The sequence below is a fragment of the Bradyrhizobium sp. JR3.5 genome (assembly GCF_054057015.1).
The window spans coordinates 3,041,017-3,065,570 of the sequence record NZ_JBSRYV010000002.1 but is presented as its reverse complement, the minus strand read 5'-3'; the positions used below and the strand labels follow the sequence as shown (position 1 = coordinate 3,065,570).

Annotated in this window: 23 protein-coding genes and 2 pseudogenes; 16 read left to right on the top strand and 9 right to left on the bottom strand. The window is 65.1% G+C overall.

All coding sequences use genetic code 11. The features are described 5' to 3' along the window. Nucleotides 1-190: 190 nt before the first annotated feature. Together ACVWW1_RS31650 and ACVWW1_RS31645 are read left to right on the top strand one after the other, a co-directional pair. On the top strand, nt 191-982 hold the full coding sequence (locus ACVWW1_RS31650; protein ID WP_029081319.1) for a Bax inhibitor-1/YccA family protein: 792 nt from the start codon (nt 191-193) through the stop codon (nt 980-982). Between the two features lie 90 nt (nt 983-1,072). Further along, nucleotides 1,073-1,621: an N-acetyltransferase family protein gene (locus ACVWW1_RS31645; protein ID WP_456658575.1), complete on the top strand. Its 549-nt coding sequence runs from the start codon at nt 1,073-1,075 to the stop codon at nt 1,619-1,621. 105 nt (nt 1,622-1,726) lie between these two features. Here ACVWW1_RS31645 and ACVWW1_RS31640 read toward each other — a convergent pair whose 3' ends face one another. The 3 genes from ACVWW1_RS31640 to acnA all read right to left on the bottom strand — a co-directional run bounded on the left by ACVWW1_RS31640 (nt 1,727) and on the right by acnA (nt 6,386). Further along, a complete protein-coding gene (locus tag ACVWW1_RS31640; protein ID WP_176534359.1) occupies nt 1,727-2,098 on the bottom strand; it encodes a DUF2794 domain-containing protein in 372 nt (123 codons plus the stop codon). Between the two features lie 642 nt (nt 2,099-2,740). Beyond that, the gene (locus ACVWW1_RS31635; RefSeq protein ID WP_456658574.1) at nt 2,741-3,502 is read right to left on the bottom strand and encodes a DUF1223 domain-containing protein; all 762 of its coding nucleotides are present in this window, start codon (nt 3,500-3,502) and stop codon (nt 2,741-2,743) included. A gap of 163 nt (nt 3,503-3,665) precedes the next feature. Continuing rightward, a complete protein-coding gene (acnA, locus tag ACVWW1_RS31630) occupies nt 3,666-6,386 on the bottom strand; it encodes an aconitate hydratase AcnA (protein WP_207833993.1) in 2,721 nt (906 codons plus the stop codon). Nucleotides 6,387-6,626: 240 nt separating this feature from the next. On the opposite strand from acnA, the gene ccmA reads away from it, so the two are divergent. The 6 genes from ccmA (at nt 6,627) to ACVWW1_RS31600 (ending at nt 10,082) form a co-directional block, all read left to right on the top strand. Then, entirely contained in the window at nt 6,627-7,229 is a 603-nt protein-coding gene (gene ccmA, locus ACVWW1_RS31625; RefSeq protein WP_456658573.1) for a heme ABC exporter ATP-binding protein CcmA, read from the top strand. Continuing rightward, nucleotides 7,226-7,894: a heme exporter protein CcmB gene (ccmB, locus tag ACVWW1_RS31620; protein ID WP_173639644.1), complete on the top strand. Its 669-nt coding sequence runs from the start codon at nt 7,226-7,228 to the stop codon at nt 7,892-7,894. Before ccmA ends, ccmB begins: the two co-directional genes overlap by 4 nt. A gap of 88 nt (nt 7,895-7,982) precedes the next feature. Then, nucleotides 7,983-8,774 carry a heme ABC transporter permease gene (locus ACVWW1_RS31615; protein WP_173639645.1) on the top strand — a complete coding sequence of 264 codons (792 nt, stop codon included), beginning with the start codon at nt 7,983-7,985 and terminating at the stop codon, nt 8,772-8,774. A 4-nt stretch (nt 8,775-8,778) separates the two neighbouring features. Next, nucleotides 8,779-8,958: a heme exporter protein CcmD gene (gene ccmD, locus ACVWW1_RS31610; protein ID WP_173639646.1), complete on the top strand. Its 180-nt coding sequence runs from the start codon at nt 8,779-8,781 to the stop codon at nt 8,956-8,958. After that, nucleotides 8,955-9,548: a DsbE family thiol:disulfide interchange protein gene (locus ACVWW1_RS31605; protein ID WP_456658572.1), complete on the top strand. Its 594-nt coding sequence runs from the start codon at nt 8,955-8,957 to the stop codon at nt 9,546-9,548. The genes ccmD and ACVWW1_RS31605 overlap by 4 nt, the downstream gene beginning before the upstream one ends. Nucleotides 9,549-9,707: 159 nt before the next feature. After that, entirely contained in the window at nt 9,708-10,082 is a 375-nt protein-coding gene (locus ACVWW1_RS31600; protein ID WP_456658571.1) for a ComEA family DNA-binding protein, read from the top strand. Nucleotides 10,083-10,148: 66 nt separating this feature from the next. Here ACVWW1_RS31600 and ACVWW1_RS31595 read toward each other — a convergent pair whose 3' ends face one another. Next, nucleotides 10,149-10,748, bottom strand: coding sequence for a septation protein A (locus ACVWW1_RS31595; protein WP_176534367.1), 600 nt, complete (start codon nt 10,746-10,748; stop codon nt 10,149-10,151). Nucleotides 10,749-10,880: 132 nt separating this feature from the next. After that, nucleotides 10,881-11,825, bottom strand: a complete 945-nt coding sequence (gene ftsY / locus ACVWW1_RS31590; RefSeq protein WP_456658570.1) for a signal recognition particle-docking protein FtsY — start codon at nt 11,823-11,825, stop codon at nt 10,881-10,883. A gap of 49 nt (nt 11,826-11,874) precedes the next feature. Between ftsY and ACVWW1_RS31585 the strand changes: the two are divergent. Both ACVWW1_RS31585 and ACVWW1_RS31580 read left to right on the top strand, forming a co-directional pair. After that, nucleotides 11,875-12,577, top strand: a pseudogene (locus tag ACVWW1_RS31585) (RluA family pseudouridine synthase). Nucleotides 12,578-12,743: 166 nt separating this feature from the next. Next, nucleotides 12,744-13,883, top strand: a complete 1,140-nt coding sequence (locus ACVWW1_RS31580) for a DUF2336 domain-containing protein (RefSeq protein WP_456658569.1) — start codon at nt 12,744-12,746, stop codon at nt 13,881-13,883. A gap of 436 nt (nt 13,884-14,319) precedes the next feature. Here ACVWW1_RS31580 and mtaB read toward each other — a convergent pair. Both mtaB and dapF read right to left on the bottom strand, forming a co-directional pair. After that, nucleotides 14,320-15,592: pseudogene (gene mtaB / locus ACVWW1_RS31575) on the bottom strand (tRNA (N(6)-L-threonylcarbamoyladenosine(37)-C(2))-methylthiotransferase MtaB). A gap of 30 nt (nt 15,593-15,622) precedes the next feature. Next, nucleotides 15,623-16,498 (bottom strand): diaminopimelate epimerase, encoded by an 876-nt coding sequence (gene dapF, locus ACVWW1_RS31570; protein WP_456658568.1) that lies wholly within the window; start codon nt 16,496-16,498, stop codon nt 15,623-15,625. Between the two features lie 186 nt (nt 16,499-16,684). Between dapF and ACVWW1_RS31565 the strand changes: the two genes are divergently transcribed. Next, complete coding sequence (locus ACVWW1_RS31565; protein ID WP_456658567.1) at nt 16,685-17,395, top strand: GyrI-like domain-containing protein; 711 nt, start codon at nt 16,685-16,687, stop codon at nt 17,393-17,395. 5 nt (nt 17,396-17,400) lie between these two features. Further along, a complete protein-coding gene (locus ACVWW1_RS31560) occupies nt 17,401-18,129 on the top strand; it encodes an SIMPL domain-containing protein (protein WP_173639656.1) in 729 nt (242 codons plus the stop codon). Between the two features lie 39 nt (nt 18,130-18,168). Here the strand turns inward: ACVWW1_RS31560 and ACVWW1_RS31555 are convergent, their stop codons facing one another. Then, nucleotides 18,169-19,149: an MBL fold metallo-hydrolase gene (locus tag ACVWW1_RS31555; RefSeq protein WP_456660719.1), complete on the bottom strand. Its 981-nt coding sequence runs from the start codon at nt 19,147-19,149 to the stop codon at nt 18,169-18,171. 516 nt (nt 19,150-19,665) lie between these two features. Here ACVWW1_RS31555 and ffh point away from each other — a divergent pair. From ffh to rimM, 3 genes are all read left to right on the top strand, one after another. Further along, complete coding sequence (ffh, locus tag ACVWW1_RS31550; protein WP_176534375.1) at nt 19,666-21,213, top strand: signal recognition particle protein; 1,548 nt, start codon at nt 19,666-19,668, stop codon at nt 21,211-21,213. Between the two features lie 85 nt (nt 21,214-21,298). Next, the gene (gene rpsP, locus ACVWW1_RS31545; protein WP_029081296.1) at nt 21,299-21,631 is read left to right on the top strand and encodes a 30S ribosomal protein S16; all 333 of its coding nucleotides are present in this window, start codon (nt 21,299-21,301) and stop codon (nt 21,629-21,631) included. Nucleotides 21,632-21,649: 18 nt separating this feature from the next. Next, nucleotides 21,650-22,171, top strand: coding sequence for a ribosome maturation factor RimM (gene rimM, locus ACVWW1_RS31540; protein ID WP_176534376.1), 522 nt, complete (start codon nt 21,650-21,652; stop codon nt 22,169-22,171). Nucleotides 22,172-22,189: 18 nt separating this feature from the next. On the opposite strand, the gene gcvA is transcribed toward rimM, so the two are convergent. Then, nucleotides 22,190-23,101, bottom strand: coding sequence for a transcriptional regulator GcvA (gene gcvA / locus ACVWW1_RS31535; protein WP_456658566.1), 912 nt, complete (start codon nt 23,099-23,101; stop codon nt 22,190-22,192). 171 nt (nt 23,102-23,272) lie between these two features. Here gcvA and ACVWW1_RS31530 point away from each other — a divergent pair, with 171 nt between their 5' ends. Next, on the top strand, nt 23,273-24,472 hold the full coding sequence (locus ACVWW1_RS31530; RefSeq protein ID WP_456658565.1) for an MFS transporter: 1,200 nt from the start codon (nt 23,273-23,275) through the stop codon (nt 24,470-24,472). Nucleotides 24,473-24,554: the final 82 nt, after the last annotated feature.

Here is a 24,554-nt window from a genome sequence, read left to right as displayed (position 1 = left end):
CTAGAGCGACATTCGGCCGCGCGTGGAAGCTTGCGTCGGATGTGTTAATTTCCCACATACCACTCGGGTCGGATAGTCGGTTTGAATGACACGCAATTAATGTTCCGCAAACCGAGCCATCTGAGATAGATTTAGAACCGGCGCCGCAAATCCCTTGCGCTCCACCGGGACCAACCACGGGAATTCGACCATGTCGGACCTAGACCGCAACTACGCTTCTCCTTTCGGCCGGGCCGCCGGGCGCATTGACGCTGCGGCCGTCGACGCCGGTCTGCGCGCCTACATGCTGCGCATCTACAACTACATGAGCATCGGCCTCGCCATCACAGGCTTGGCCGCGCTCGGTGTCTACATGGGTGCGGTGACCAGCGACCAGTCCGCCGCCGTCGCCAAGTTTGGCAACGCCTATCTGACGCAGTTCGGCTACGCGATGTTCGTGAGCCCGCTGAAGTGGCTGTTCATCCTCGCCCCTCTGGCGATGGTGTTCGTCATTTCTGCCGGCATCAACCGCCTGCAGCCCGCGACCGCCCAGCTGCTGTTCTGGGTGTTCTCGGCACTGATGGGCCTGTCGCTGTCGTCGATCTTCCTGGTGTACACGCACACCTCGATCGTGCGCGTGTTCTTCATCACCGCGGCGACGTTCGGTGCGCTGAGCCTCTACGGCTACACCACCAAGCGTGACATGAGCGGCATGGGCTCGTTCCTGTTCATGGGCCTGATCGGCATCATCATCGCGAGCCTGGTCAACCTGTTCTTGGCGAGCTCGGCGCTGCAGTTCATCGTGTCGGTGGTCGGCGTGCTGGTGTTCGCGGGCCTCACCGCCTGGGATACCCAGCGGCTGAAGAACGACTACATCTACGGCTACGCCTCGCAGGGTGGCGTGATGGCAGAGCGTGCGGCAATCACTGGTGCGCTGTCGCTCTACCTGAACTTCATCAACCTGTTCACGCTGCTGCTGCAGCTGCTCGGCCAGCGCGACTAAGCGCCTCGAGCGAGACGATCGATCCAATCCAAGCCCCGGCCTTGCGGCCGGGGCTTTTCTTTTGCGCAGGGCAAAAATACTGTCGCACCCATGTCCAATCCTGCGGGGTCCAATCCGGAAATCAGGCTAACCGTCGAGGCGGACCTGCCCTCGATCACGGCGATCTACGAGCACGCGGTGCGCTTCGGCACCGCAACCTTCGAGCTGATCCCGCCCGACCTTGCCGAGATGACCCGCCGGTACAGCGCGCTGATCGATGGCGGCTTCCCTTATTTCGTCGCCGTGCTCGACGGCCACGTCGCCGGCTATGCCTATGCCGGTCCCTACCGGCCGCGGCCGGCCTATCGCTTCACGGTCGAGAACTCGGTCTATCTGGACCCTGCGGTCCATCGCCGCGGCATCGGCGTCCGGCTGATGGAGCGCCTGATCGCCGAATGCGACGGACGTGGCTTCCGGCAGATGATCGCGGTGATCGGGGACTCGGCCAATGCCGGCTCGATCGGGCTGCACCGCCGCTGCGGATTTCAGATGATCGGGACGCACCCGAAGGTCGGCCTGAAGTTCGGCCGCTGGCTCGACACCGTGATGATGCAGCGCGCGCTCGGCGAGGGCGCCAGCGGACTGAGCTACAGTCCGTAGCCCGGATGCAGCGCAGCGCAATCCGGGGCCGCCGAAACCGCAGATGAACTTGTGCCGGATTGCGCTTCGCTTCATCCGGGCTACGGTCTGCTGAATTTGCCGCGCCTATACCAGCGACAGCTTGCGATCGATCACGAACAGCACCCGTTCGAGTTCGTGGCCGCGGCGCAGGATCAGGCCGGTCGCCGAAATCACGCTGTACATGCCCTGCTTGCGCGCCAGCCGGGGATCCTTCTCGATCCGGTAAATCGGCATTTCGGATGCGCGCCGGAACACCGAGAACACGGCACGGTCCTTCAGGAAGTCGATCGCATAATCGCGCCACTCGCCATCGGCGACCATGCGGCCGTAGAGATTGAGAATGCGGTTGAGCTCAAGTCGATTGAATGTCACGCGGTTGGGCTGAAGGGTCGCGGCGGCGGGACGCGCCGCGGCACGATTCCCACTCGGATCACTATCCTCCGAGATCAAACTCATCGAGCGCCTCCTGTCATCCCGGTGACGATCGGGATCCGAAGGCCGGTGCCCCCACTTCGGGATCGTCACGAGAGTGACATGATTGCGCTAAGCGACGGAGCCTGCAAGGGGCCATTCACAGTGCAACCAGCCCTTAACCACGGTCAGGCGCGACGGATTGTCCGGAAAACCGAAGAGTCACGGGAACGTTAGAGGAATCATATTGCTGCCCCACTTCCGCCCATCGCCCGCCCCGCTGCCCTGCGAAAAGAAAATCCTGCGTTGGCCCGGTCCTTTCGGTTCCGGATTCCTCAGCCCCCAGCCCCCCGGGGCCGTCGGGATCGGGCCTGTTCGCAGGGGAGTCAAATCCCAACACACTGGGCCAACGAAAGTTGGTCCTTTTTGTTTTTGGGGCCCTGCTCGATTACGCGCGATCAAGACCCGCAAAGCCTCGGCGCTTCCCTCTCAGCAGATCACTGGATGCACGCTTGCCGCCGCACGGAGTCGCACGACTACATGCGTGCGGCCCAACGACGCGATTGGCAGGAGCTAGCCGCGCAGCGTTAGAGCGTTTTCGAGCGAAGTGGACACCGGTTCGCGCGAAGAAAACGCGTCAAACAAGAATCCAGAGCTTCGGTTCTGATCAATCCGAACCGAAAGGCTCTAGTGAAGCGAGGTGAATGCGGCGCCCAGCATCGGGCCCGGCTTGTCGCGATTGCCGTCCTGGACGTAGACGGCCGCAGCATCGACGCCATCGCGCGTGATGTTCTCGAGCGGCACGGTCCAGCTCCCGGACGAGCCGTTCCAGTCACCGACCTTCAGGAGATTGCGCACCACGTTGTGGTAGGTGATCTCGCGGCCGCGGTTCTCGCCGCGCGCGATCGAGATCGGTACCGACTTCGAGATCGAGCAGATCCAGACTTCGCCGCGCGACACCGCGGGCGATTTCGATGCGGCCACTGAAACGTTGATCTGCTTGCCGGTCAGCGTCATCATCACCGGCACCGACATCACGCTGCCGCTCTTCTCGGTGTCCTTAATAGCGTCCTCGATGCTGGCGCGGTCGCTGCCGATCACATGGGCGGAGCCGTTGATCACGGCCTGCGGCGTGTAGACGTCGCGGTCGCCGCGCATATGCGAATAGGCTTTCTGGCGCGCGCTGAAACGGGAATCGGCCAGCGTGTCCTTCCAGCCGAGATAGTCCCAATAGTCGATCGGCATGCTCAGCGCGATGACGTTGGGGTCCTTCGCGAGGTCTCCGATGATCTTGTCCGCGGGCGGACAGGACGAGCATCCCTGCGAGGTGAAGAGTTCGACGACAGCACGCGGATCGGCGTGAGCGGGGCGGATGATCGCAACGATCGCGCAGAAACCAAGGGCGCTGGACCATCGCGAGATAGAATTATAGGCCATCATCGCTGTCATACTGCGAACCAGTCGTGATGATTTCTATCCGTAATTTTACGGAGCATGAAGTTGTCCCTTGAACTTGCGTGCCCCAGAACGCCGGAAGGCGGCCTTGTCATAGGCCGCCTTCTTTTTAGCCGCTACTCACTAAGCAGTGAGGCACTGATCACAAATCCGCGCGCTAGGCCGCGAGCTTGCGCAGCACGTAATGCAGGATGCCGCCGTTGCGATAGTAGTCGAGCTCGTCCAGCGTATCGATGCGGCAGAGCAGCGGGACGTCCCGCTTGCCGCCGTCAGCGGAGACGATCTCGGCCGTCAGCGTCTGGCGCGGCTTCAAATCGCCCTGCAACCCGCGGATCGTGACCTTCTCGTCGCCCTTGAGGCCGAGCGAGGACCACGACGTGCCGTCCTGGAAGGTGAGCGGAAGCACACCCATGCCGACCAGGTTGGAGCGATGGATGCGCTCGAAGCTCTGGCAGATCACCGCACGCACGCCGAGCAGGCGGGTGCCCTTCGCGGCCCAGTCGCGCGACGAGCCGTTGCCGTATTCGGCGCCGGCGAACACCACCAGCGGCACGTTCTCCTGCTGGTACTTCATCGCCGCGTCGTAGATCGACATCTGCGCGCCGTCGGGCCAGTGCTTGGTCAGACCGCCTTCCGGGATATTGCCGTCGGCGCCCTTCAGCATGAAGTTCTTGATGCGGATGTTGGCAAAGGTGCCGCGCATCATCACTTCATGGTTGCCGCGCCGCGTGCCGTACTGGTTGAAGTCGGCGGGGCGCACCTGGTGCTCGCTGAGGAACTTGCCGGCGGGCGAAGTCAGCTTGATCGAACCGGCTGGCGAGATGTGGTCGGTGGTGATCTTGTCGCCGAACATCGCGAGGATCCGCGCGTCGACCACGTCGACGATCGGCTCCGGCTGCTTCTTCATGCCTTCGAAATAGGGCGGGTTCTGCACATAGGTCGAGCTCATGTTCCAGCGATAGGTCTCGCTTTCCGTGGTCTTGATCTTGCGCCAGTTGGTGTCGCCCTTGAATACGTCGGCGTACTTCTTCTTGAAGATCGTCGCGGTGACGTACTTCTTCATGAAGGCGTTGATCTCCTTGGTGGTCGGCCAGATGTCCTTGAGGAACACCGGCTTGCCGTCCTTGCCGATGCCGATCGGCTCGACCGCGAGATCCTTGGTCACGGTGCCGGCGAGCGCATGCGCGACCACCAGCGGCGGCGAGGCGAGGTAGTTCGCCTGCACGTCCGGCGAGACGCGGCCTTCGAAGTTGCGGTTGCCCGAGAGCACGGCGGCAGCAACGATGCCGTTGTCGTTGATCGACTTCGAGATGTCTTCCGGCAGCGGACCGGAATTGCCGATGCAGGTCGTGCAGCCGAAGCCGACCAGGTTGAAGCCAACCTTGTCGAGATCGGCCTGCAGGCCGGAATTGGCGAGATATTCCGCCACCACCTGGCTGCCCGGCGCGAGTGAGGTCTTCACCCACGGCTTGGCCTTCAGGCCCTTGGCGGCCGCCTTGCGCGCCAGGAGGCCGGCGCCGATCAGCACGCTCGGGTTCGAGGTGTTGGTGCAGGAGGTGATCGCGGCAATCACGACGTCGCCATGGCCGAGGTCGAAATTACGGCCCTCGACCGCGAAGCGCTTCTGCTCACCATCGGGCTTCTTGTACTCGTTGACCAGCGCGGTCGCGAAACCGGTCGAGACCGCCGGCAGCGCGATGCGGCCTTCGGGGCGCTTCGGTCCGGCCATCGACGGCACCACGTCGGCGAGGTCGAGCGTCAGCGTGGTGGTGAACACCGGATCGGCCGACTTGGCGGTGCGGAACAGGCCCTGCGCCTTGGCATAGGCCTGCACCAGCTTGACGCGATCGGCCTTGCGGCCCGAGGTCTTCAGGTAATCGATGGTCGCGGCGTCGACCGGGAAGAACCCGCAGGTCGCGCCGTATTCGGGCGCCATGTTGCCGATGGTCGCCTTGTCCGCGACCGACAGGAAATCGAGACCCGGGCCGAAGAACTCGACGAACTTGCCGACCACGCCGAGCTTGCGCAGCATCTGGGTGACGGTCAGCACCAGGTCGGTCGCGGTGACGCCTTCCTTGAGCTGGCCCTTGAGCTTGAAGCCGACCACTTCCGGCAGCAGCATCGACAGCGGCTGGCCGAGCATGCAGGCTTCCGCCTCGATGCCGCCGACGCCCCAGCCAAGCACGGCGAGGCCGTTGACCATCGTGGTGTGCGAGTCGGTGCCGACGAGCGAGTCCGGATAGGCGACCTCGAAGGTGCCGGTCTTCTTGCCGACCGTCATCTTCTCCTTCTTGGTCCACACCGTCTGCGCGAGGTATTCGAGATTGACCTGGTGGCAGATGCCGGTGCCGGGCGGCACCACTGAGAAGTTCGAGAACGCCTTCTGGCCCCACTTCAGGAACTCGTAGCGCTCCTGGTTCTGCTTGTATTCCTCGGTGACGTTCTTCGCGAACGCCTTGTTGTCACCGAAGAAGTTGACGATCACCGAGTGGTCGATGACGAGATCGACCGGCACCAGCGGGTTGATCTTCTCGGCGTCGCCGCCGAGGTTCTGCATCGCGTTGCGCATCGCCGCAAGATCGACCACGGCCGGAACGCCGGTGAAATCCTGCATCAGGACGCGCGCCGGGCGGAACGCGATTTCGTGCTCGAGCTGGCGCTTCTTCAGCCACTTCGACACCGCAACGATGTCTTCCTTCTTGACCGTGCGGCCGTCCTCGTTGCGCAGCAGGTTCTCGAGCAGAACCTTCATCGAATACGGCAGCTTCGAAATACCCTTCAGTCCGTTCTTCTCTGCCTGGGGCAGGCTGTAATAGACGTAGGACTTGCCGCCGACCTTCATGGTCTTGCGGCATTTGAAGCTGTCGAGCGAGGTCATGCGAGGAATCCCAATTTTCAGTTATACCCAGCAAGGGTAACTAAACACCGGCGATCGACACGGGCCAAGGGGATGGCCTGGATGGCTTGCGGCCGCCGATTGTGTGTGCTGCATCAAGTTCCGGGCTTATAGAACCTTTCTAGAAGCACCGCCACACCGACAAGCGTGCGACAGCGTTGCGCGACCCAAAAATTCTCACGCGGTAGCGAAAGATTTCAGAGGGCTGTGACAAGACGAACCATGCGGCTCTCGGGACGAAATCTGAAATGCGTGCGCGGCGGACGCGAGGTGTTCTCCAGCCTCGATCTGTCGGCGACGGCCGGTGAGGCGCTTGCCGTCACCGGGCCCAACGGCGCGGGCAAGACCTCGTTGCTGCGCGTCCTCGCCGGGCTCTTGGTTCCCGCCGAGGGGTCGATGGTGCTCGAAGGCGGCGACGCCGAGCTCAGCCTGCCCGAACAGGCCCACTATCTCGGCCACCGCGACGCGCTGAAGCCGGCGCTGAGCGTCACGGAAAATCTTTCCTTCTGGCGGGAATTCCTCGGCGGCGAGACGGAGGATGCCGGCCGCTGCCTAGCCGCCGTGGCGCTCGACCATGCCGCGCATCTGCCGGCGGCCTACCTCTCCGCCGGCCAGCGCCGCCGCCTGTCGATCGCGCGCCTGCTCTCGGTGCGGCGGCCGGTGTGGCTGCTGGACGAGCCGACATCGGCGCTCGATGCGGCCGGACAGGCGCTCTTCGTCGGCCTGATGCGCGACCATCTCGCGAGCGGCGGCCTGATCGTCGCCGCGACCCATCTGCCGCTCGGCATCGATGCGCGCGATTTGCGGATGGGAGGCACAGCATGAGCGCGCTGGCCGCATTGATCCGCCGCGACATCAAGATCGCGCTGCGCGTCGGCGGCGGGGCGTTGATCGGCGTGCTGTTCTTCCTCACCGTCACGGTGCTGATGCCGTTCGCGGTCGGGCCCGATCTGGCGCTGCTGTCGCGACTTGGCCCCGCCATCCTCTGGCTCGGCGCGCTGCTGGCGAGCCTGCTCACCCTCGACCGGCTGTTCACGGCCGATCACGAGGACGGCTCGCTCGACCTGATCGTGATGAGCCGGACGCCGCTGGAACTCGCCTGCGCGGCCAAGGCGCTGGCGCATTGGATCGCCGCGGGGCTGCCGCTGATCATCGCGACGCCGGTGCTCGGCCTGCTGCTCAATCTCGACGGCACGGCGACGCTTGCGGTTGCGGCGACCTTGCTGGCGGGAACTCCGGCGCTGACCTTCACCGGCATGATCGGCGCGGCCCTGGCGGTGACGCTGCATCGCGGCGGGCTGCTGCTCGCGGTGCTGGTGCTGCCGCTGTCGATCCCGGTGCTGATCTTCGGCGTCGCGGCCTCGCAGGCGGCGATATCGGGGTCCCTGCCCTTTGGAACACCGTTCTCGATCCTCTGCGCGCTGTCACTTGCCAGCCTCGTGATCGGCCCGTTTGCCGCCGCCGCGAGCCTGCGGCACGGGCTGGACTGAAATTGGCCGGCAATATGAGCCCGATCAAATCTCGCCGAGAGAAATTCGGCCAATTGCCTGCGACACATCGGACGACTATCACGGTGCCATGACGCTGACCGACCTCGCCAACCCGACCAAGTTCCTGGCGCTGACCGCGCGGATCCTGCCGTGGCTGGCGGGCGTGACCGCGATCCTGCTCGCGATCGGGCTCTACCAGTCGGCAATGGCGCCCGACGATTACCAGCAGGGCGCCACGGTCAAGATCATGTTCATCCACGTGCCGAATGCGTGGCTGTCGATGTTCGTCTGGGGCGTCATGAGCGTGGCCGCGCTCGGCACCCTGGTGTGGCGGCATCCGCTCGCCGACGTCGCCGCGAAAGCCGCAGCTCCGATCGGCGCCGCCTTCACGTTTCTCGCGCTGGTCACCGGCTCGCTGTGGGGACGGCCGATGTGGGGCACCTATTGGGAGTGGGACGCGCGCCTGACCTCGGTGCTGATCCTGTTCCTGATGTATCTCGGCCTGATGGCGCTGTGGCGCGCGGTGGAAGACCCTTCGCGCGCGGCGCGGGCGGCAGCGGTCCTGACCCTGGTCGGCGCCATCAACATCCCGATCATCAAGTTCTCGGTCGACTGGTGGAATACGTTGCATCAGCCGGCCTCGGTGCTCCGGATGGGCGGATCGACACTCGACAAGGCGTTCCTGTGGCCGCTGCTGGTGATGGCGATCGCGTTTTCGCTGCTCTTCATCACCTTGCACCTGGCGGCAATGCGCAACGAGATCCTGCGCCGGCGCGTGCGCAGCTTGCAGATGATGCAAGCGAACCGCGTCGCGTTTACGAGCGAAGTGGGCACCGGTTCGCGTGACGGAAACGCGTCACAAGAAATTGGAGCGGCGTGACACGATGTCGCTTGGTCCCTACGCCTCTTTCATCGTGACGTCCTATGCGCTGGTCGCGGCGGTCGTGCTGCTCTTGATCGTCTGGATCATTGCCGACTATCGCCGCCAGCAGGCGCACCTCAAGGAGATCGAGGCCAGCGGCATCACGCGCCGCTCCGGCCGCAGCGCGGCGGATATAAGATGAGCGATCAGACGACCAACAGCCCGCCGCAAGCCCGCCGCCTGCTGGTGGTGCTGCCGCTGATGGTTTTCCTCGGTCTTGCCGGGCTTTTCCTGCTGCGGCTCTATGGCGGCGATCCCTCCAAAATTCCGTCAGCACTGATCGGCCGGCCGGCGCCGCAGACCGCGCTGCCCGCGCTCGACGGCCTCGTGAAGGATGGCGCGCCTGTCCCCGGTCTCGATCCCGCGGCCTTCAAGGGCAAGGTCTCAATCGTCAACGTCTGGGCGTCCTGGTGCGTGCCCTGCCATGACGAAGCGCCGCTGCTGACCGAGCTCGGCAAGGACAAGCGCTTCCAGATCATCGGCATCAACTACAAGGACTCGCCCGAGAACGCGCGGCGCTTCCTCGGCCGCTACGGCAATCCGTTCGGCATCGTCGGCGTCGACGGCAACGGCCGCGCCTCGATCGAGTGGGGCGTCTACGGCGTGCCCGAGACCTTCCTGGTCGGGCGCGAGGGCAAGATCGTCTACAAGCTGGTCGGCCCGGTGACGCCTGACAATGTCAACACCGTGCTCAAGGCCGAGATCGAGAAGGCGCTGCGCGCGGACAAGTAATCGCGTCACCCACACGCGAAGCGCGAACAGATCGCGCGCAAACCTGCGACAAAATAATTCGACACGTTTATCTGCGGTTCATTTCGCGGCCACGGCAACGCCACGAACGCAACCCCCAACTCAGCAGCGTTGACATCAACGTTCCTCAGGAGGGGACATATGCGCAAGACCACGCTCGCTTCACTTCTCGCCACCGCGCTCACACTCGGCATGATCACGGCATCGCCGTCGATGGCCCAGACTCCGCAGCCGGCTGCGCCCGCCGCGAAGTCGGAGAGCAAGATGGCTCCTGCCCCGAAAGCCGCCACCCCTGACTTGAAGACGACGGGAATGGCGAAAGACGACCTGCTCGACATCAACAGCGCCAGCCCCGACCAGCTCGACGCGCTGCCTGGTGTCGGCAAGGCCTATTCGGCCGCGATCATCAAGGGCCGCCCGTACAAGGGCAAGGATGAACTGGTGCAGAAGAACATCCTGCCGCAGGCGACCTACAACAAGATCAAGGACAAGATCGTCGCCAAGCAGAAGAGCTGAGCTCTGAAGAGTTGATCTCCGAAGCGTCGGACGCAGCGCGGCGCAATCGCCCGCGCTGCGTCCGGATTACTTTCTTAGATCGCCGGCTTCCGCCTCGCTGGTTTCCAGCGAGACCGGCTCCAGATGATAGCGCTTGGTCAGCGGCATCTGGGCGATGGCAAACACCATGGTCAGCGGCGTCACGCCGAACACCTTGAAGTTCACCCAGAAATCCGTGGTCTGCGTCCGCCAGACGATCTCGTTGAGAATAGCCATGCCGGCGAAGAACAGCGCCCAGCGCATGGTGAGGATGCGCCAGCCCTGCGGCGTCAGATTGAACATCTGGTCGAACATGACGGCGATGAAGGAGCGGCCGAACAGCAGTCCGCCGCCGAGCACGGCCGCGAACAGGCCGTAGATGATGGTCGGCTTGACCTTGATGAAGGTTTCGTCGTGCAGCACCAAGGTCAGGGTGCCGAACACCAGCACGACCGCGCCGGTCACCAGCGCCATGATCGGCACGTGCCTGGTCACCACATAGGATGCGATCATGGCAGCTACGATCGCGACCATGAACGCGCCTGTCGCGAAGAATAAATGGTATTTGGCGTTCGCGATGAAGAACACGAGCAGCGGCCCGAGCTCGGTCGCAAGCTTGAACAGCGGATGTGGCTGGGTCTTGTCCATCAATTCAGTCCATTGAATTCGTGTCTTGGCCATCCATCGAGACGGCGCTCCGCGCCTCCTCAGGATGACGACCTTTCGTATCCCACCGCCATCCTGAGGATGCGCGCACTAGCGCGCGTCTCGAAGGATGAATTATTCGATCCCGGCAATCGCCTTGGCAAAATCCTTCGCCGTGAAGGGCGCGAGGTCCTCGACGCCTTCGCCGACGCCGACGAAATGCACCGGCAGCTTGTGCTTCTCCGACAGCGCGACAAGGATGCCGCCGCGTGCAGTGCCGTCAAGCTTGGTCATCACGAGGCCGGTGACACCTGCCGTACGATGAAACGCCTCGACCTGCGACAGCGCATTTTGTCCCACCGTGGCGTCGAGCACGAGCAGCACCGCATGCGGCGCCGACGCATCGACCTTCTTGATGACGCGCACGACCTTTTCGAGCTCGTTCATCAGCTCGGACTTGTTCTGCAGCCGGCCGGCGGTGTCGATCAGCAGCACGTCGCGCGCCTGCTCCCTTGCCGCGGTCAGCGCGCTGAAGGCGAGGCTTGCCGAATCCGAGCCCTGGGCCCCGGCAATGACCGGCGACTTGGTGCGCTCGCCCCAGACCTTGAGCTGCTCGATCGCCGCGGCGCGGAAGGTGTCGCCTGCGGCCAGCATGACCTTGCGGCCCTCGGCGGAGAATTTCGCAGCCAGCTTGCCGATCGTCGTGGTCTTGCCGGAGCCGTTGACGCCGACCACGAGGATCACGAACGGCTTCAGCGTCGCATCGATCTCCAGTGGCTTTGCCACCGGCGCCAGCACCTTCTCGACCTCGGTCGCAACCACGTCCTTGACCTCGTCGGCCGAGATCGCCTTGTCGTAGCGGCCCTTGCCGACCGCCTCCGCGATCCGCACCGAGACCTCGGTACCGAGGTCGGCGCGCAGCAGCACGTCCTCGATATCATCGAGCATGGCTCGGTCGAGCTTGCGCTTGGTGACGAGATCGGCGACGGCCGTGCCGAGGGCGCCCGAGGTGCGCTTGAGGCCGCCTTTCAGCCGCTGCCACCAGCTCTGTTTTGGAGTTCCTGCAGTGGTATCGTTCATGGCGCGGACGTGTTAGCCGTTTCGGCCCATAAACGAAAGTCTCGACGAATTGATCGATGTTCCCCAATTGACCGCGGAAGAAATCTTAGGCCGGGTGCTCCACCGCGACGGGCTGATGCTGGTCATCGACAAGCCGGCGGGCCTGCCGGTGCATCGCGGCCCCAAGGGCGGCCCCAATCTGGAGGCCTCGTTCGACGCGTTGCGGTTCGGCCTGCCGCGGCCGCCGGTGCTGGCGCATCGGCTGGACAAGGACACCTCCGGCTGCCTCGTCCTGGGACGCCATCGCAAGGCGACCGCCTCGCTCGGGCTGTTGTTCAAGCACAGCAAGATCGCAAAAGACCTATTGGACCGTGGTCGAGGGCGGCCCCACTGAGGACGAAGGCACCATCGACATGCCGCTCGGCCGGCTCAACGCCGAGCGCGGCTGGTGGCAGAAGCCGGATCCGGATGGCCAGAAGGCCATCACCAACTGGAAGGTGCTGGGACGCGGCGACGGCCTTGCCTGGCTCGCGATGGAGCCGGTCACCGGCCGCACCCATCAGCTCCGGGTGCATTCGGCGGCGATGGGCTGGCCGATCGTCGGCGACAACATCTATGGGAATGGCCCGCGCTTCGGCGAGCCGACCCTGCATCTGCATTCCCGCGAAATCGGCATCCCGATCTCCAGGAACAAGGAGCCGGTGCATGTCGTCGCGCCGGCGCCGGCGCATATGCAGGAGCGGCTCAAGGCCTGCGGCTGGAACGGCGAATAGAGCGTTTTCCAGCGAAGTGGATACCGGCTCGCGTAAAGAAACGCGTCAAAATGTAGAGCTTCCTCCGGGATTCTACTGATCATTATCCTTACGAAACGTTCAGGTCCGCCCGATAAAGCTGCAAGCCGGCTTAGAACAAGCAATCGGGACGGGCTCAGGACGAGCAATGCTGACTGCCGGGCAGGCAATTGTCGACGAGGTCGAGGCTGCGATACGCGCCGGCTCCGCCGAAAAATGCATAGCGACGGCGAAGCGCGTCACTGATCTCTTCCTCCACTCTGCCGGCAGCATCAACAGCGAGCAGATCGAACTGTTCGACAATGTGCTCGAACGGCTGGTCAAGACCATCGAGCTGCGCGCGCTCGCCGAGATCAGCGCCCGGATGGCGCTTGCCGAGATCAGCGAGCAGCTCGCCCCGGTCGCGCAGGCACCGCCCGCGATCGTTCGCCGCCTCGCCAAAAACGACGAGATCCGGATCGCGCGGCCGATGCTGCAGGAATCCTCGCGCCTCAGTGCCGAGGATCTGGTCGAGATCGCGCAGACCAAGAGCGAGCAGCACCTGCTCGCCGTCGCCGGCCGCTGGTGGCTGAAGGACGTCGTCACCGACGCGCTTCTGGCTCGTCGCTTTGCGAGCGTGAGCCACCGCCTCGTCACCAATCCCGGCGCCAAAGTATCGCCTGGCGGATTTGCCGTCATCCTCGCACAGGCCGAGCACGATCCGACCCTCGCAATCGAGACCGGCATCCGCGCGGACCTGCCAGCGGAGCTCCGTCTTAAGCTCCTGCGCCAGGCAACGGAAGAGGTTCGCGGCCGTTTGCTGGAACGCGCCCCGCCGTATCTGTACGAGGAAATCCGCCACGCGATCGCCGCAGTCGCCGCCGGCGTCGAGCGCGACATGTCGCAGGTCCGGGATTTCACCGCAGCCAAGCGCCACGTCGCGAAGCTGAAGGACAGCGGCGAGCTCGACGAGGCCGCCCTGCTCGGCTTCGCCAGGCAGCGAAGATATGAAGAAACCGTCGTTGCGCTGGCGGATCTTGCGCAGTCGAACATCGAGGTGATCCGCTCCCTGATGCAAAGCGTGCGCAGTGAAGGCCTTTTGGTGCCGTGCCGGGCGGCAGGCCTGAGCTGGGCGACCACCGCCGCGGTGATGGAATGCCGCTATGCGACCGGCTCGATGGGCGCCGTTGAGCTCGCCCATGCGAAGAACCAGTTCACGAAAATGACCCGCGGCGACGCCGACCGCCTGTTGCGGTTCTGGCAGGTTCGCGCGTCGCAGCCGCCAAAGCCCGGCGGCCGCGCGCACTGAGTGCGTCATGCGCGATGGCGCGACGGATTCTGATTTCAACCTGTCAAACAGCTGGTTCGGTGTCATCACCCGCCTATGCGTATGCGGGTGATCCAGTATTTTAGAGACGTCGGTGTTCGAGCCGAGAGGCCACGGCTTACTCCCGATGTCGTCCCTGCGAAAGCAGGGACCCGTACTCCGCAGCGGATATTGTGAACGGGACTCGTTCCGGCATCGCCCAACAACAACCATTCGTGGTCATGGGTCCCTGCTTTCGCAGGGACGACATCGAGGTTGTTGGCGCGGCGATGAGTCAAACTTTCTATCCGCGCCTCGGAATCCATTCTTCCACGAGTTATGCGGCTCAATGGACTCCGGGTTCGGTGCTGCGCACCGCCCCGGAATGACGAGAGAATGGTGAGGCGCGTCGTCCCGAAATAACGCGCAGGGCGTCGTCTCAACGGACGTCGCCGACCGATGCAGTGAGGCGCGCGCCGTCATGTCCGCTGATGGACATCGCACGCACCATACCCGGCGCATCGTCATCGATCGCAACCGGCAGGAAGTGCTCGGTGCGGCCCTGCCTGTTGCTCTCGATCAGCACCTCGCGCGTCGCGCCGACTTCCGCAGCAAGCCGCCGCACCAGCGCGGCTTCGCCGGCTGCGCGCAGTCGCTTGGCGCGCTCCCTGATCGCCCCGCCCTCGACCTGCGGCATTCGTGCGGCCGGCGTGCCCGGACGCTTCGAATAGGGAAACACGTGCAGGAAGGTGAGATCGCATTCCGCGACCAGATCGAGCGAGCGCGCAAACATCTCCTCAGACTCGGTCGGGAAGCCCGCGATGATGTCGGCGCCGAGCGCGATGTCCGGCCGCAGCCGGCGGACCTGCGCGCAGAAATCGATCGCGTCCCGGCGTGAATGCCGGCGTTTCATCCGCTTCAGGATCAAGTCGTCGCCGGACTGCAACGACAGATGCAGATGCGGCATCAGCCGCGCGTCGTCGGCGATGACATCGAGCAGGTCGCGATCGGCCTCGATCGAATCGATCGAGGAGATGCGCAGCCGCTTCAGCTCGGGCACATGGCGCAGGATCTGCCGGGTCAACTGGCCGAGCTTCGGCGTACCCGGGAGATCGCCGCCATAGCTCGTGAGATCGACGCCGGTCAGCACGATCTCGGCATGGCCACGCTCGACCAGCGTGCGAACCTGATCGACCACCGCACCCATCGGCACCGAGCGCGAATTGCCGCGGCCGTAGGGGATGATGCAGAAGGTGCAGCGATGATCGCAGCCGTTCTGCCACCTGCACGAACACCCGCGGCAGGCCGCGCTCGAAGCCGTCGAGCAGATGCGGCGCCATCTCCGTCACAGCCATGATGTCGGCGACCGCGACCTTCTCGCTTGCGCCGATGTCGAAAGCTGCGCGCGTCGCCTGCCAGGCGTCGCCGCGCATCTTCTCGTCATTGCCGACGACGCGATCGACCTCGGCCATCTCTGCAAACATGTCGGCTCGCGTCTGCGCCGCGCAGCCGGTGACGACGATGCGCGCCGCGGGGCGTTCGCGCTTCAACTTGCGGATCGACTGCCGGGCCTGCGCCACCGCCTCATTGGTGACGGCGCAGCTGTTGATGACGATGGTCTCAGTGAGCCCCGCCTGCTCGGCCTCGCGCCTGATCACCTCGGATTCGAATGCGTTGAGGCGGCAGCCAAAGGTGACGATTTCGACGCTCATAACCGATCCCAAGACCGCCTTCATGCCCGGCTATGCGACGTTGGCAAACAGCGCCGGATCGAAGCGGCCCTCATATTCGAAATCGGCCGTGCCGGTCATCAGCACGTGGTCGTCGCGCTCGCGCCACTCGATGCCGAGCTTGCCGCCGGGCAGCGTGATCTCGACCATCCGGTTGGCGCGCTTCAGCCGCGCCGCCGCAACCGCCGTCGCGCAGGCCGCCGAGCCGCACGCCCTGGTGAGGCCGGCGCCGCGCTCCCAGGTGCGGATCGTGATGTGGTCGCGATCGACGATATGAGCGAGCGTGATGTTGGCGCGCTCCGGGAAGATCGGATGGTTTTCCAGGAGCGGCCCGAACCGTTCGAGGTCGTAGGCATTGACGTCATCGACCCAGAAGACCGCGTGCGGATTGCCCATCGAGACCACCGAGGGCGAATGCAGCACCGGATTGTCGATCGGCCCGACCTGCAGCTCGATGTAGCGGGTGTCGCGAAATTCCTCAGCCAGCGGAATGTCCTGCCAGCCAAACTTCGGCGCGCCCATGTCGACGGTGTAGAGATCGGGCGCCGGCCCCTGCCAGCAATTGAGCAGGCCGGCGCGGGTCTGGAACGTCGCGGATGTCTGGCCGGTCTTCTCGAAGATCCGCCGCACCACGCACCGCATGCCGTTGCCGCAGGCCCCGGCCTCCGAGCCGTCATTGTTGTAGATCGAGATGAACGCTTCCGTGCCATCGAGCCGCGGCGGCTGCAGCACCATCAGCTGGTCATAGGGCACGCCGCCGGCCGGCGATGCCACGGCGCGCGCCTCATCAGCCGAAACCTGTGCTTTGGAATCGCGCAGGTCGACGACGACGATCTCGTTGCCGATGCCGTTCATCTTGGCGAATGCGTGATTGGCGAGCGCGCTCATCGATTTTCCTAAATTCCGCCCGGTTATATGGCGAGTGGTGGCCAGATGGCCAGTCAGAATGGCCCTATGACACATCTGTCATGGGACGAATGCAGAACTCGCGTGTTAGGAATATCGCACCTCAGGGACCGCGCGCGCCGGGACAGATCGAGCGGCCGTTTGAGGAAGGGGATGGAGAAATACCGAATGAACCGTATCAACACGCTCCGCGCGGCCCTGGTCGCGCTGCTCCCTTTGGCCGCGATCACCCTGGCAAGCCCGGCGCCTGCCCAGTCGCCGTCAGCCTCGCCCGCTCCGGCGGCAAGCCCGAGCCCAACGCCCGCGCCTGCGCCATCGGCAACACCGGTGCCCCCGCCGGCCGAGACCAAGTCACCGGCCGACAGCCCGGCCGCATCGCAGACCCCGGCGCCGCCGCCGGCCGCCCCGGTGCAGACCGCCGACCCGTTCGGCGAGCCGTTCACGCTGGAACCGAAGAAGGTTGTGATGCTGAAGGGCACGGCCAACTGGGATTCGGCCTTCGACGCGCTGATCGAAGCGTTCAAGCAGCTCACCGCGCTGCTCGATAAGGACGGCGTCAAGGCAGCGGGCAATCCGATGATCGTCTACACCTCGACCGACGACACCGGCTTCACCTTCATCGCCGAAATCCCGGTCGACCAGGACGTCAAGAACCTCGGCAAGAACATGAGCTTGGGCAATTCGCCCGATGGCAAGGCGCTGAAATTCGTCCATCGCGGGTCCTACGACAACATGGACAATACCTATGAGGCGATCACCAATCACCTCGACGACAAGAAGCTCGAAGCCAAGGACACCTTTATCGAGGAATACATCACCGATCCGCTGAAGACCGCCGAAGACAAGCTTGTGATCAACGTCTACGTACCCCTGAAGTGAGCCAGATGACCCGTCGCCTCCCCCTCGGCCTCCCCATCGCTGCCACCCTTATCGCAACCACGCTGCTGGCTGCGCCCGCACTCGCCGACAGCGACTTTCCACCGGCGATCTCGGTCACCGGCGAGGCGACCGTATCGGCGGCGCCCGACGAGGCGCAGCTCGATGCCGGCGTCACCACCGATGCCAAGACCGCACGCGAAGCCGCCGAAGCCAACAATGTGACGATGGGCAAGGTGCTGGCCGCGCTGAAGGGCGCCGGCCTCGCGGAAAAGGATTATCAGACCTCGCGGCTGTCGCTGTCGCCGCAATTCGCCAACCGTACGCCGTCGTCGCCGAACGCCCCGCCCAGCATCGTCGGCTATCACGCGAGCAATCGCGTCACGATCAAGCTGCACGATGTGAGCAAGGTCGCTGGTGTCATCGACGTGCTGGTGGGCGCCGGCGCCAACGATATCGGCGGGCTCAATTTCTCGGTGTCGCAGGCGTCGAAGCTGCTCGATGACGCCCGCGAACGGGCGATTGCCGACGCCCGCCGCAAGGCGGAGATCTACGCCAAGGCCGCTGGCGTCACGCTCGGCGCGCCCTTGAACATCGCGGAAGTCGGCTCGGCGCCGGTCCCGATGTTCCGCGCCAAGATGGCGACGGCTGGATTCGCCGCCCCCACGCCGGTCGCCCAGGGCGAGGAAACGCTCACCGTCAATGTGACCGTCTCCTGGGCGATCAAGGAGAAGTAGCAGTGATTGTCGTCCCTGCGAAAGCAGGGACGACAGCTTCTAAATCTCGAACACCTGACCCGGCTTCAACGTCGCAAATTTCTCGCGCGGCACCCTGGCCGCATCGAGCGCTTCGCCGAGCGCGATCGCCGGTGCGTCGATCGCCTCGTCGGTCAATTGGAATGTGCCGTGGTGATGCGCCAGCGCCTGGGTCGCGCCGCAATCGGCCAGCGCCTGCACCGCATCCTCCGGGTTCATGTGCTGGTCTTGCATGAACCAGCGCGGCTCGTAAGCGCCGATCGGCAGGATCGCGAGCCGCAACGGACCGTGCGCCTCGGCCACCCGGCGGAAGTGCCGGCCGTCGCCATAGCCGGAATCGCAGACGATATAGAGCTTGCCGGCGGGCGTCTCCAGCACGAAGCTCGCCCACAGTGCCTTGTTGCGATCGAACAGGCCGCGCGCCGACCAGTGCCGCGTCGGCACCAGCGTCACGGCAACGCCGCCCCCGAGCTCGACGCGCTGATGCCAGTCGAACGCCTCGGCTTTGATCGCGGCATCGGAGGCGCGCATCGTGACGTCGTTGCCGAGCGGCGTGATCACGCGCGGCGCAAACGCCGCAGTCAGCTTCGACAGCGTCGCGACATCGAGATGATCGTAATGGCCGTGCGACACCAGCACGACGTCGATCCTGGGCAGCTTCTCGAAAGCAATGCCGGGATCGTTGTGCCGCTTGGGCCCTGCGAAGCCGAACGGCGAGGCCCGCATCGACCAGACGGGATCGACCAGGATGTTGAGGCCTACGGTCTGGATCAGCCAGCTGGCATGGCCGACGAAGCAGAGCCGCACCTTGTCGCCGTCGACGCGCGGCGGCGGCGTATCGGCATAGGGGCTCGGCGCCCATTCCGGCCAGACCGCGCGCTGCCGCCTGCCCCCGAACTGCCAGCGCAACACCTCGCCAAGCGATTTCGGCGGCGCGCCGTCCGGATCGAAGAAGTGCAGGCCGTCGAAATGATCGGAGACGGGGCCGTCATAGGTTTTCATCAGGGACATCCAGATCGAGGGCACGCCGAGCGCGGCAGCGGCTCCGGTCAAGGTTGCAAGAAGGCGGCGGCGAGTGATGATGGGCACGCGGGTTCCCAAACAGGAGGCAGGCTCCGCTTATATGGGCGATAGCGACGAATTTGGAACCAACATGGCAAATTGACGCAATTTCAATGCCTTAGGGTCTCAGCCGAGCGAATTGCGACGAAACTTTCCTTGACTTTCTTCGCCCGGCAGCGTTTAACGCCGCCACTTTCTCGGAAAGATCCGTCTTTTCGACCCGCCGACTGGCCCTGGAGGCCAGAGGCCAACGCCCGACAGCGCGATGCGCCCTCGGGCGCGAAAGTGTTTGGATTTTCGTTCTCCCTCGCCCCGCTCTTGCGGGGAGAGGGTCGGGGTGAGGGGCTCTCTCCGCGCATGAGGCGTGCGGTTAGCCCTGTACCCCCTCACCCGGATCGCCGAGGCGATCCGACCTCTCCCCGCAAGCGGGGCGAGGTTCAAAGCAGGACAACGGCATTGTTCGACAATCTGTCGGAACGGCTTGGTGGCATTCTCGATCGTCTGACGGGGCGCGGTGCGCTGACCGAAAAGGACGTCGATGCCGCGATGCGCGAGGTGCGCCGCGCGCTGCTCGAAGCCGACGTCGCGCTCGAGGTCGTCCGCAGCTTCATCGACCGGGTCCGCGAGCAGGCGATCGGCGCCACCGTCGTCAAGTCGGTGACGCCGGGCCAGATGGTGGTGAAGATCGTCCACGACGAGCTCGTCGCCACGCTCGGTTCCGACGGCCAGACCATCGACATCAATTCCGTGCCGCCGGTGCCGATCATGATGGTCGGTCTGCAGGGCTCCGGCAAGACCACCACCACCGCAAAGCTCGCGCGCCGCATGGTCCAGCGCGACAAGCGCAAGGTGCTGATGGCCTCGCTCGACGTCTACCGCCCGGCGGCGATGGAGCAGCTCGCGGTGCTCGGCCGCGACCTCGACATCCCGACCTTGCCGATCGTCGCCGGCCAGATGCCGCCGCAGATCGCCCGGCGCGCGCTCGAGGCCGGCAAGCTCGGCGGCTATGACGTCGTGCTGCTCGACACCGCCGGCCGCACCACGCTCGACGAAGACATGATGAAGGAGGCGGCCGAGATCAAAGCCGCCGCCAATCCGCATGAGGTGCTGCTGGTCGCCGACTCCCTCACCGGCCAGGACGCAGTCAACCTCGCGCGCGCATTCGATGAGCGCGTCGGCCTCACCGGCATCGTGCTGACGCGCGTCGACGGCGACGGCCGCGGCGGCGCTGCGCTGTCGATGCGCGCGGTGACCGGCAAGCCGATCAAGCTGCTCGGTACCGGCGAAAAGACCGACGCGCTGGAAGACTTCCACCCGAACCGCATCGCCGGCCGCATCCTCGGCATGGGCGACGTCGTCTCGCTGGTCGAGAAGGCCGCAGCCAATATCGACGCCGAAAAAGCCGCGCGCACCGCCGAGCGCATGCGCAAGGGTCAGTTCGATCTCAACGACATGCGCGAACAGCTGCAACAGATGGCGAATATGGGCGGCATCGGCGGCCTGATGGGCATGATGCCCGGCATCGCCAAGATGAAGAACCAGATCGCGGCGGCCGGTATCGACGACAAGATCATCAAGCGCCAGGTCGCGGTGATCGATTCGATGACGCGGCAGGAGCGCAAGAATCCGGACATCCTGAAGGCGAGCCGCAAGAAGCGCATCGCGGCAGGCGCCGGCCAGAGCGTCGAGCAGGTCAACAAGCTCTTGAAGATGCACCGGAACATGGCCGACATGATGAAGGCCATGGGAAGCGGCAAGCGCGGCCCGCTCGCCGGCATCGCGCAGGCGATGGGCTTTGGCGGCGGCATGAAGCCGCCCTCGGCCGAGGAGATGAAGGCGCTCGCCGAGAAGATGCAGGGCGGTGCCGGCGGCGGCCTGCCCAATTTGCCGAAGGATTTACCCGTTGGGCTGCGCGGCGGCCTGCCCAATGTGCCGGGCCTGACCGGCCTCAGCGGCAAGCCGACACTGCCGGGCCTCGGCGGCTTCCCGGGCAAGAAGAAATGAGGAATTCGTCGCGACGGCTCACATGCGGCCGGCGCGACGCGGAATGCCAATCAATCGAACACATCGACCTTTGAAGGAGAACTAAATGTCCGTTGTTATCCGCCTCGCCCGCGCAGGCACCAAGAAGCGTCCGGTCTATCACGTCGTCGTCGCCGACTCGCGCTTCCCGCGCGATGGGCGCTTCATCGAGCGTCTCGGCCACTTCAACCCGCTGCTGCCGAAGGACAACGAGGCCCGCCTGAAGCTCGACATGGACAAGGTCAAGGCCTGGCTCGCCAAGGGCGCGCAGCCGTCGGATCGCGTGACCCGCTTCCTCGACGCTGCCGGCGTCGTGAAGCGCACCGCGCGCAACAACCCGGAAAAGGCCGTGCCGCGCAAGGAGCGCAAGGCGCAGGCTGAAGCCGCCGCCAAGGCCTAAAGCTGATCGGCGACCACGGTGACTGCACCGGTCTGTGTCGCCCGTATCGGCGCTGCGCACGGTGTGCGCGGCGCCGTCAGGCTATGGACCTTCACCGAAGACCCGCTGGCCGTGAAGGACTACGGCCCGCTGATGACCAAGGACGGCACGCGCCAGTTCGAGGTCACGCATGCGCGCGAGGCCAAGGACCATCTGGTGGTGACGCTGAAGGGCGTCGCCAGCCGCGATGATGCCGAACGGCTCAATGGGCTCGAGCTCTACGTTCCGCGCGACCGGCTGCCGGAAACCGACGACGGCGAATACTACCACACCGATCTGATCGGCCTCGCCGCGGTGACGCCATCAGGTCAGCCGCTCGGCAAGGTGATCGCGATCCATAATTTCGGCGCCGGCGACATCATCGAGATCGCCCCGCCGCAGGGCGCGACCATGCTGCTGCCCTTCACCAATGCCGTGGTGCCATCAGTCGATCTCGACGGCGGCCGCGTCGTGATCGACCTGCCGCAGGAAATCGACGGCGACGATCCGTCGGCAGCCTGATCCTGATCAAGACATTCTTCAGCTCGTCATCCGGCCCTGCTGCTCGAGCCAGTCGCAGAACACCGCGCTGTGCGGATCGTTGCTGCGGCCCGCCGGAAAATAGGCGAAATAGCTCCGCGCCGGCAGGCTGATCGCGGGGAACGGCGTCACCAGGCGCCCGGCCGCGAGATCGTCCGATATCAGCGCAGTCGGGCCCATCGCAACGCCGAGACCATCGAGCGCGGCCTGGATCGTCAGATAGAAATGATCGAAGGTCAGCGCGGCCGCCGGCTCCAGCGCGGACTGCCCGGCCTCGGTCAGCCAGTCGCGCCATAGCCGCGGCATCGACGTGACATGCAGCAGCGTATGCTTGGAGAGATCCGCGATCTCGTGCAGCGGCAGTCGTTCGAGCAGCGACGGACTGCACACCGGCAATCTCCGCTCCGACACCAGGAAGCGCGACGAAAAGCCATGAAACGTGTCGGGACCACCGCGGATCACGACGTCGAATGATTCCGGCAACGCGTCCACCGGATCGTTCGACGTGCTCAAGCGCACCTCGATATCAGGATGCTCGGCGCGAAACCGGCTCATCCGCGGCAGCAGCCAGCGCAGGCTGAAGGTCGCGAGCGCGTTGACGCGCAACACCGCCACGGCGGCATCGCCGCGCCGCTCGCGATGCTGCTGCACGGCGGCGGAAATCCGGTCGAGCGCCGGAGCGAATTCCGCGAGCAACGCCGCGCCAGCCGGCGTCAGCACCACGCGCCGCACCGATCGCCGGAACAGCGCCGGCGCGCCGAGCCACTCCTCGAGCAGCCGGATCTGCTGGCTGACGGCGCCATGGGTCACGCTGAGCTCGGCGGCCGCTTCCTTGAAGCTGCCGAGCCGCGCGGCGGCCTCGAAGGCGCGGACCGCATTGAGCGGCGGCAGACTGCGGCGCGGGACGAACATGACTGCTCAATACCAGATTTTCTAACGCATAGCCCGATTATTGCTGATTTGTGACAGCGGCCGTTCGGGCGCATATTGCGCAGCAAGCTACTTACATATCTCCTCTTTTCGAGGGCCCCCTCCGATGCGCAGCCGCTCCACCGTTAGATTTTCTTGCTCTGGATGGCAACGATGAGCGTATCCGCCGAAGCCGGCACGTCCCGTCTTGGCCATGCCCGGGCGACGCGAACGCTGTCCGTGACCGGCCTCACCCACGCCCTCCATGACGGCTACACCGACCTGATCTACGTGCTGCTGCCGGTCTGGCAGGCGGAGTTCGCGCTGAGCTACGGGCTGTTGGCGCTGCTGCGCGGGCTCTATGCCGGCGCCATGGCCGGGCTGCAGATTCCAGTCGGGCGCATCGCAGAGCGGATCGACGGCAAGGTCATCCTGATCGCGGGCACGGCGCTGTCGGCGCTCGGCTATGTATTCGCCGGGCTCTCCGGCGGCGTCATCGGACTTGGCCTGGCGCTCGCGCTCTCCGGCGCGGGTTCGAGCACGCAGCATCCGATCGCATCGGCCGCTGTGTCGCGCGCCTATGGCGCGACAGCGCGCGGCCCGCTCGGCATCTACAATTTCTCCGGCGATCTCGGCAAGGCCGCGATCCCGGCGTTGACCTCGATCCTGCTCGTGATCATGTCGTGGCGGCACACGCTGCTCGTGCTCGCGCTTGCAGGCTTGCTCGTCGCGATCTGCATCGCACTCTGGATGCCCTCGGTCGGCAAGGGCGCTGAGCACAAGGCAACCGCCGCGTCGCGTCGCGAAGGCGCCGGCGACGGTTTTCACTGGCTGCTCGCGATCGGTATTCTCGACACCGCGGTCAGGATGGGTTTTCTCACCTTCCTGCCGTTCCTGTTGCGCGACAAGGGTGCCTCGCTGCCGACCAACGGCCTCGCGCTGGCGCTGGTCTTCATCGGCGGCGCCGCGGGAAAATTCACCTGTGGCTGGCTCGGCGAACGCGTCGGCACGCTGCGCACCGTGCTCATCACCGAAGGCGGCACGGCGGCGCTGATCCTTGCGGTGCTGGCGTTACCGCTGGCACCCGCCATCGTGCTGCTACCGCTGCTCGGCGTGATGCTCAACGGCACCTCCTCGGTGCTCTATGGCACGGTGCCCGAGCTCACGCCGCCGCATCAGGCCGAGCGCGCCTTCGCGCTGTTCTATACGGGGACGATCGGATCGGGCGCGATCGCGCCGGTGCTCTACGGCTTGCTCGGTGACGCGCTCGGCCCGACGCTCGCGACCACGGCGACCGCGCTCACGGCGCTGGCGATCTGCCCGCTTGCAGGGGCGCTCGCGCGGCATCTGGCCGACGACCCAACGACGGCGTGAAGTCCGTAGTCCGGATGAAGCCAACGGGTCGCGCGAATGCGCGCCCGATGACAGGCTCCGCGAAATCCGGGGCCGCTCCTCG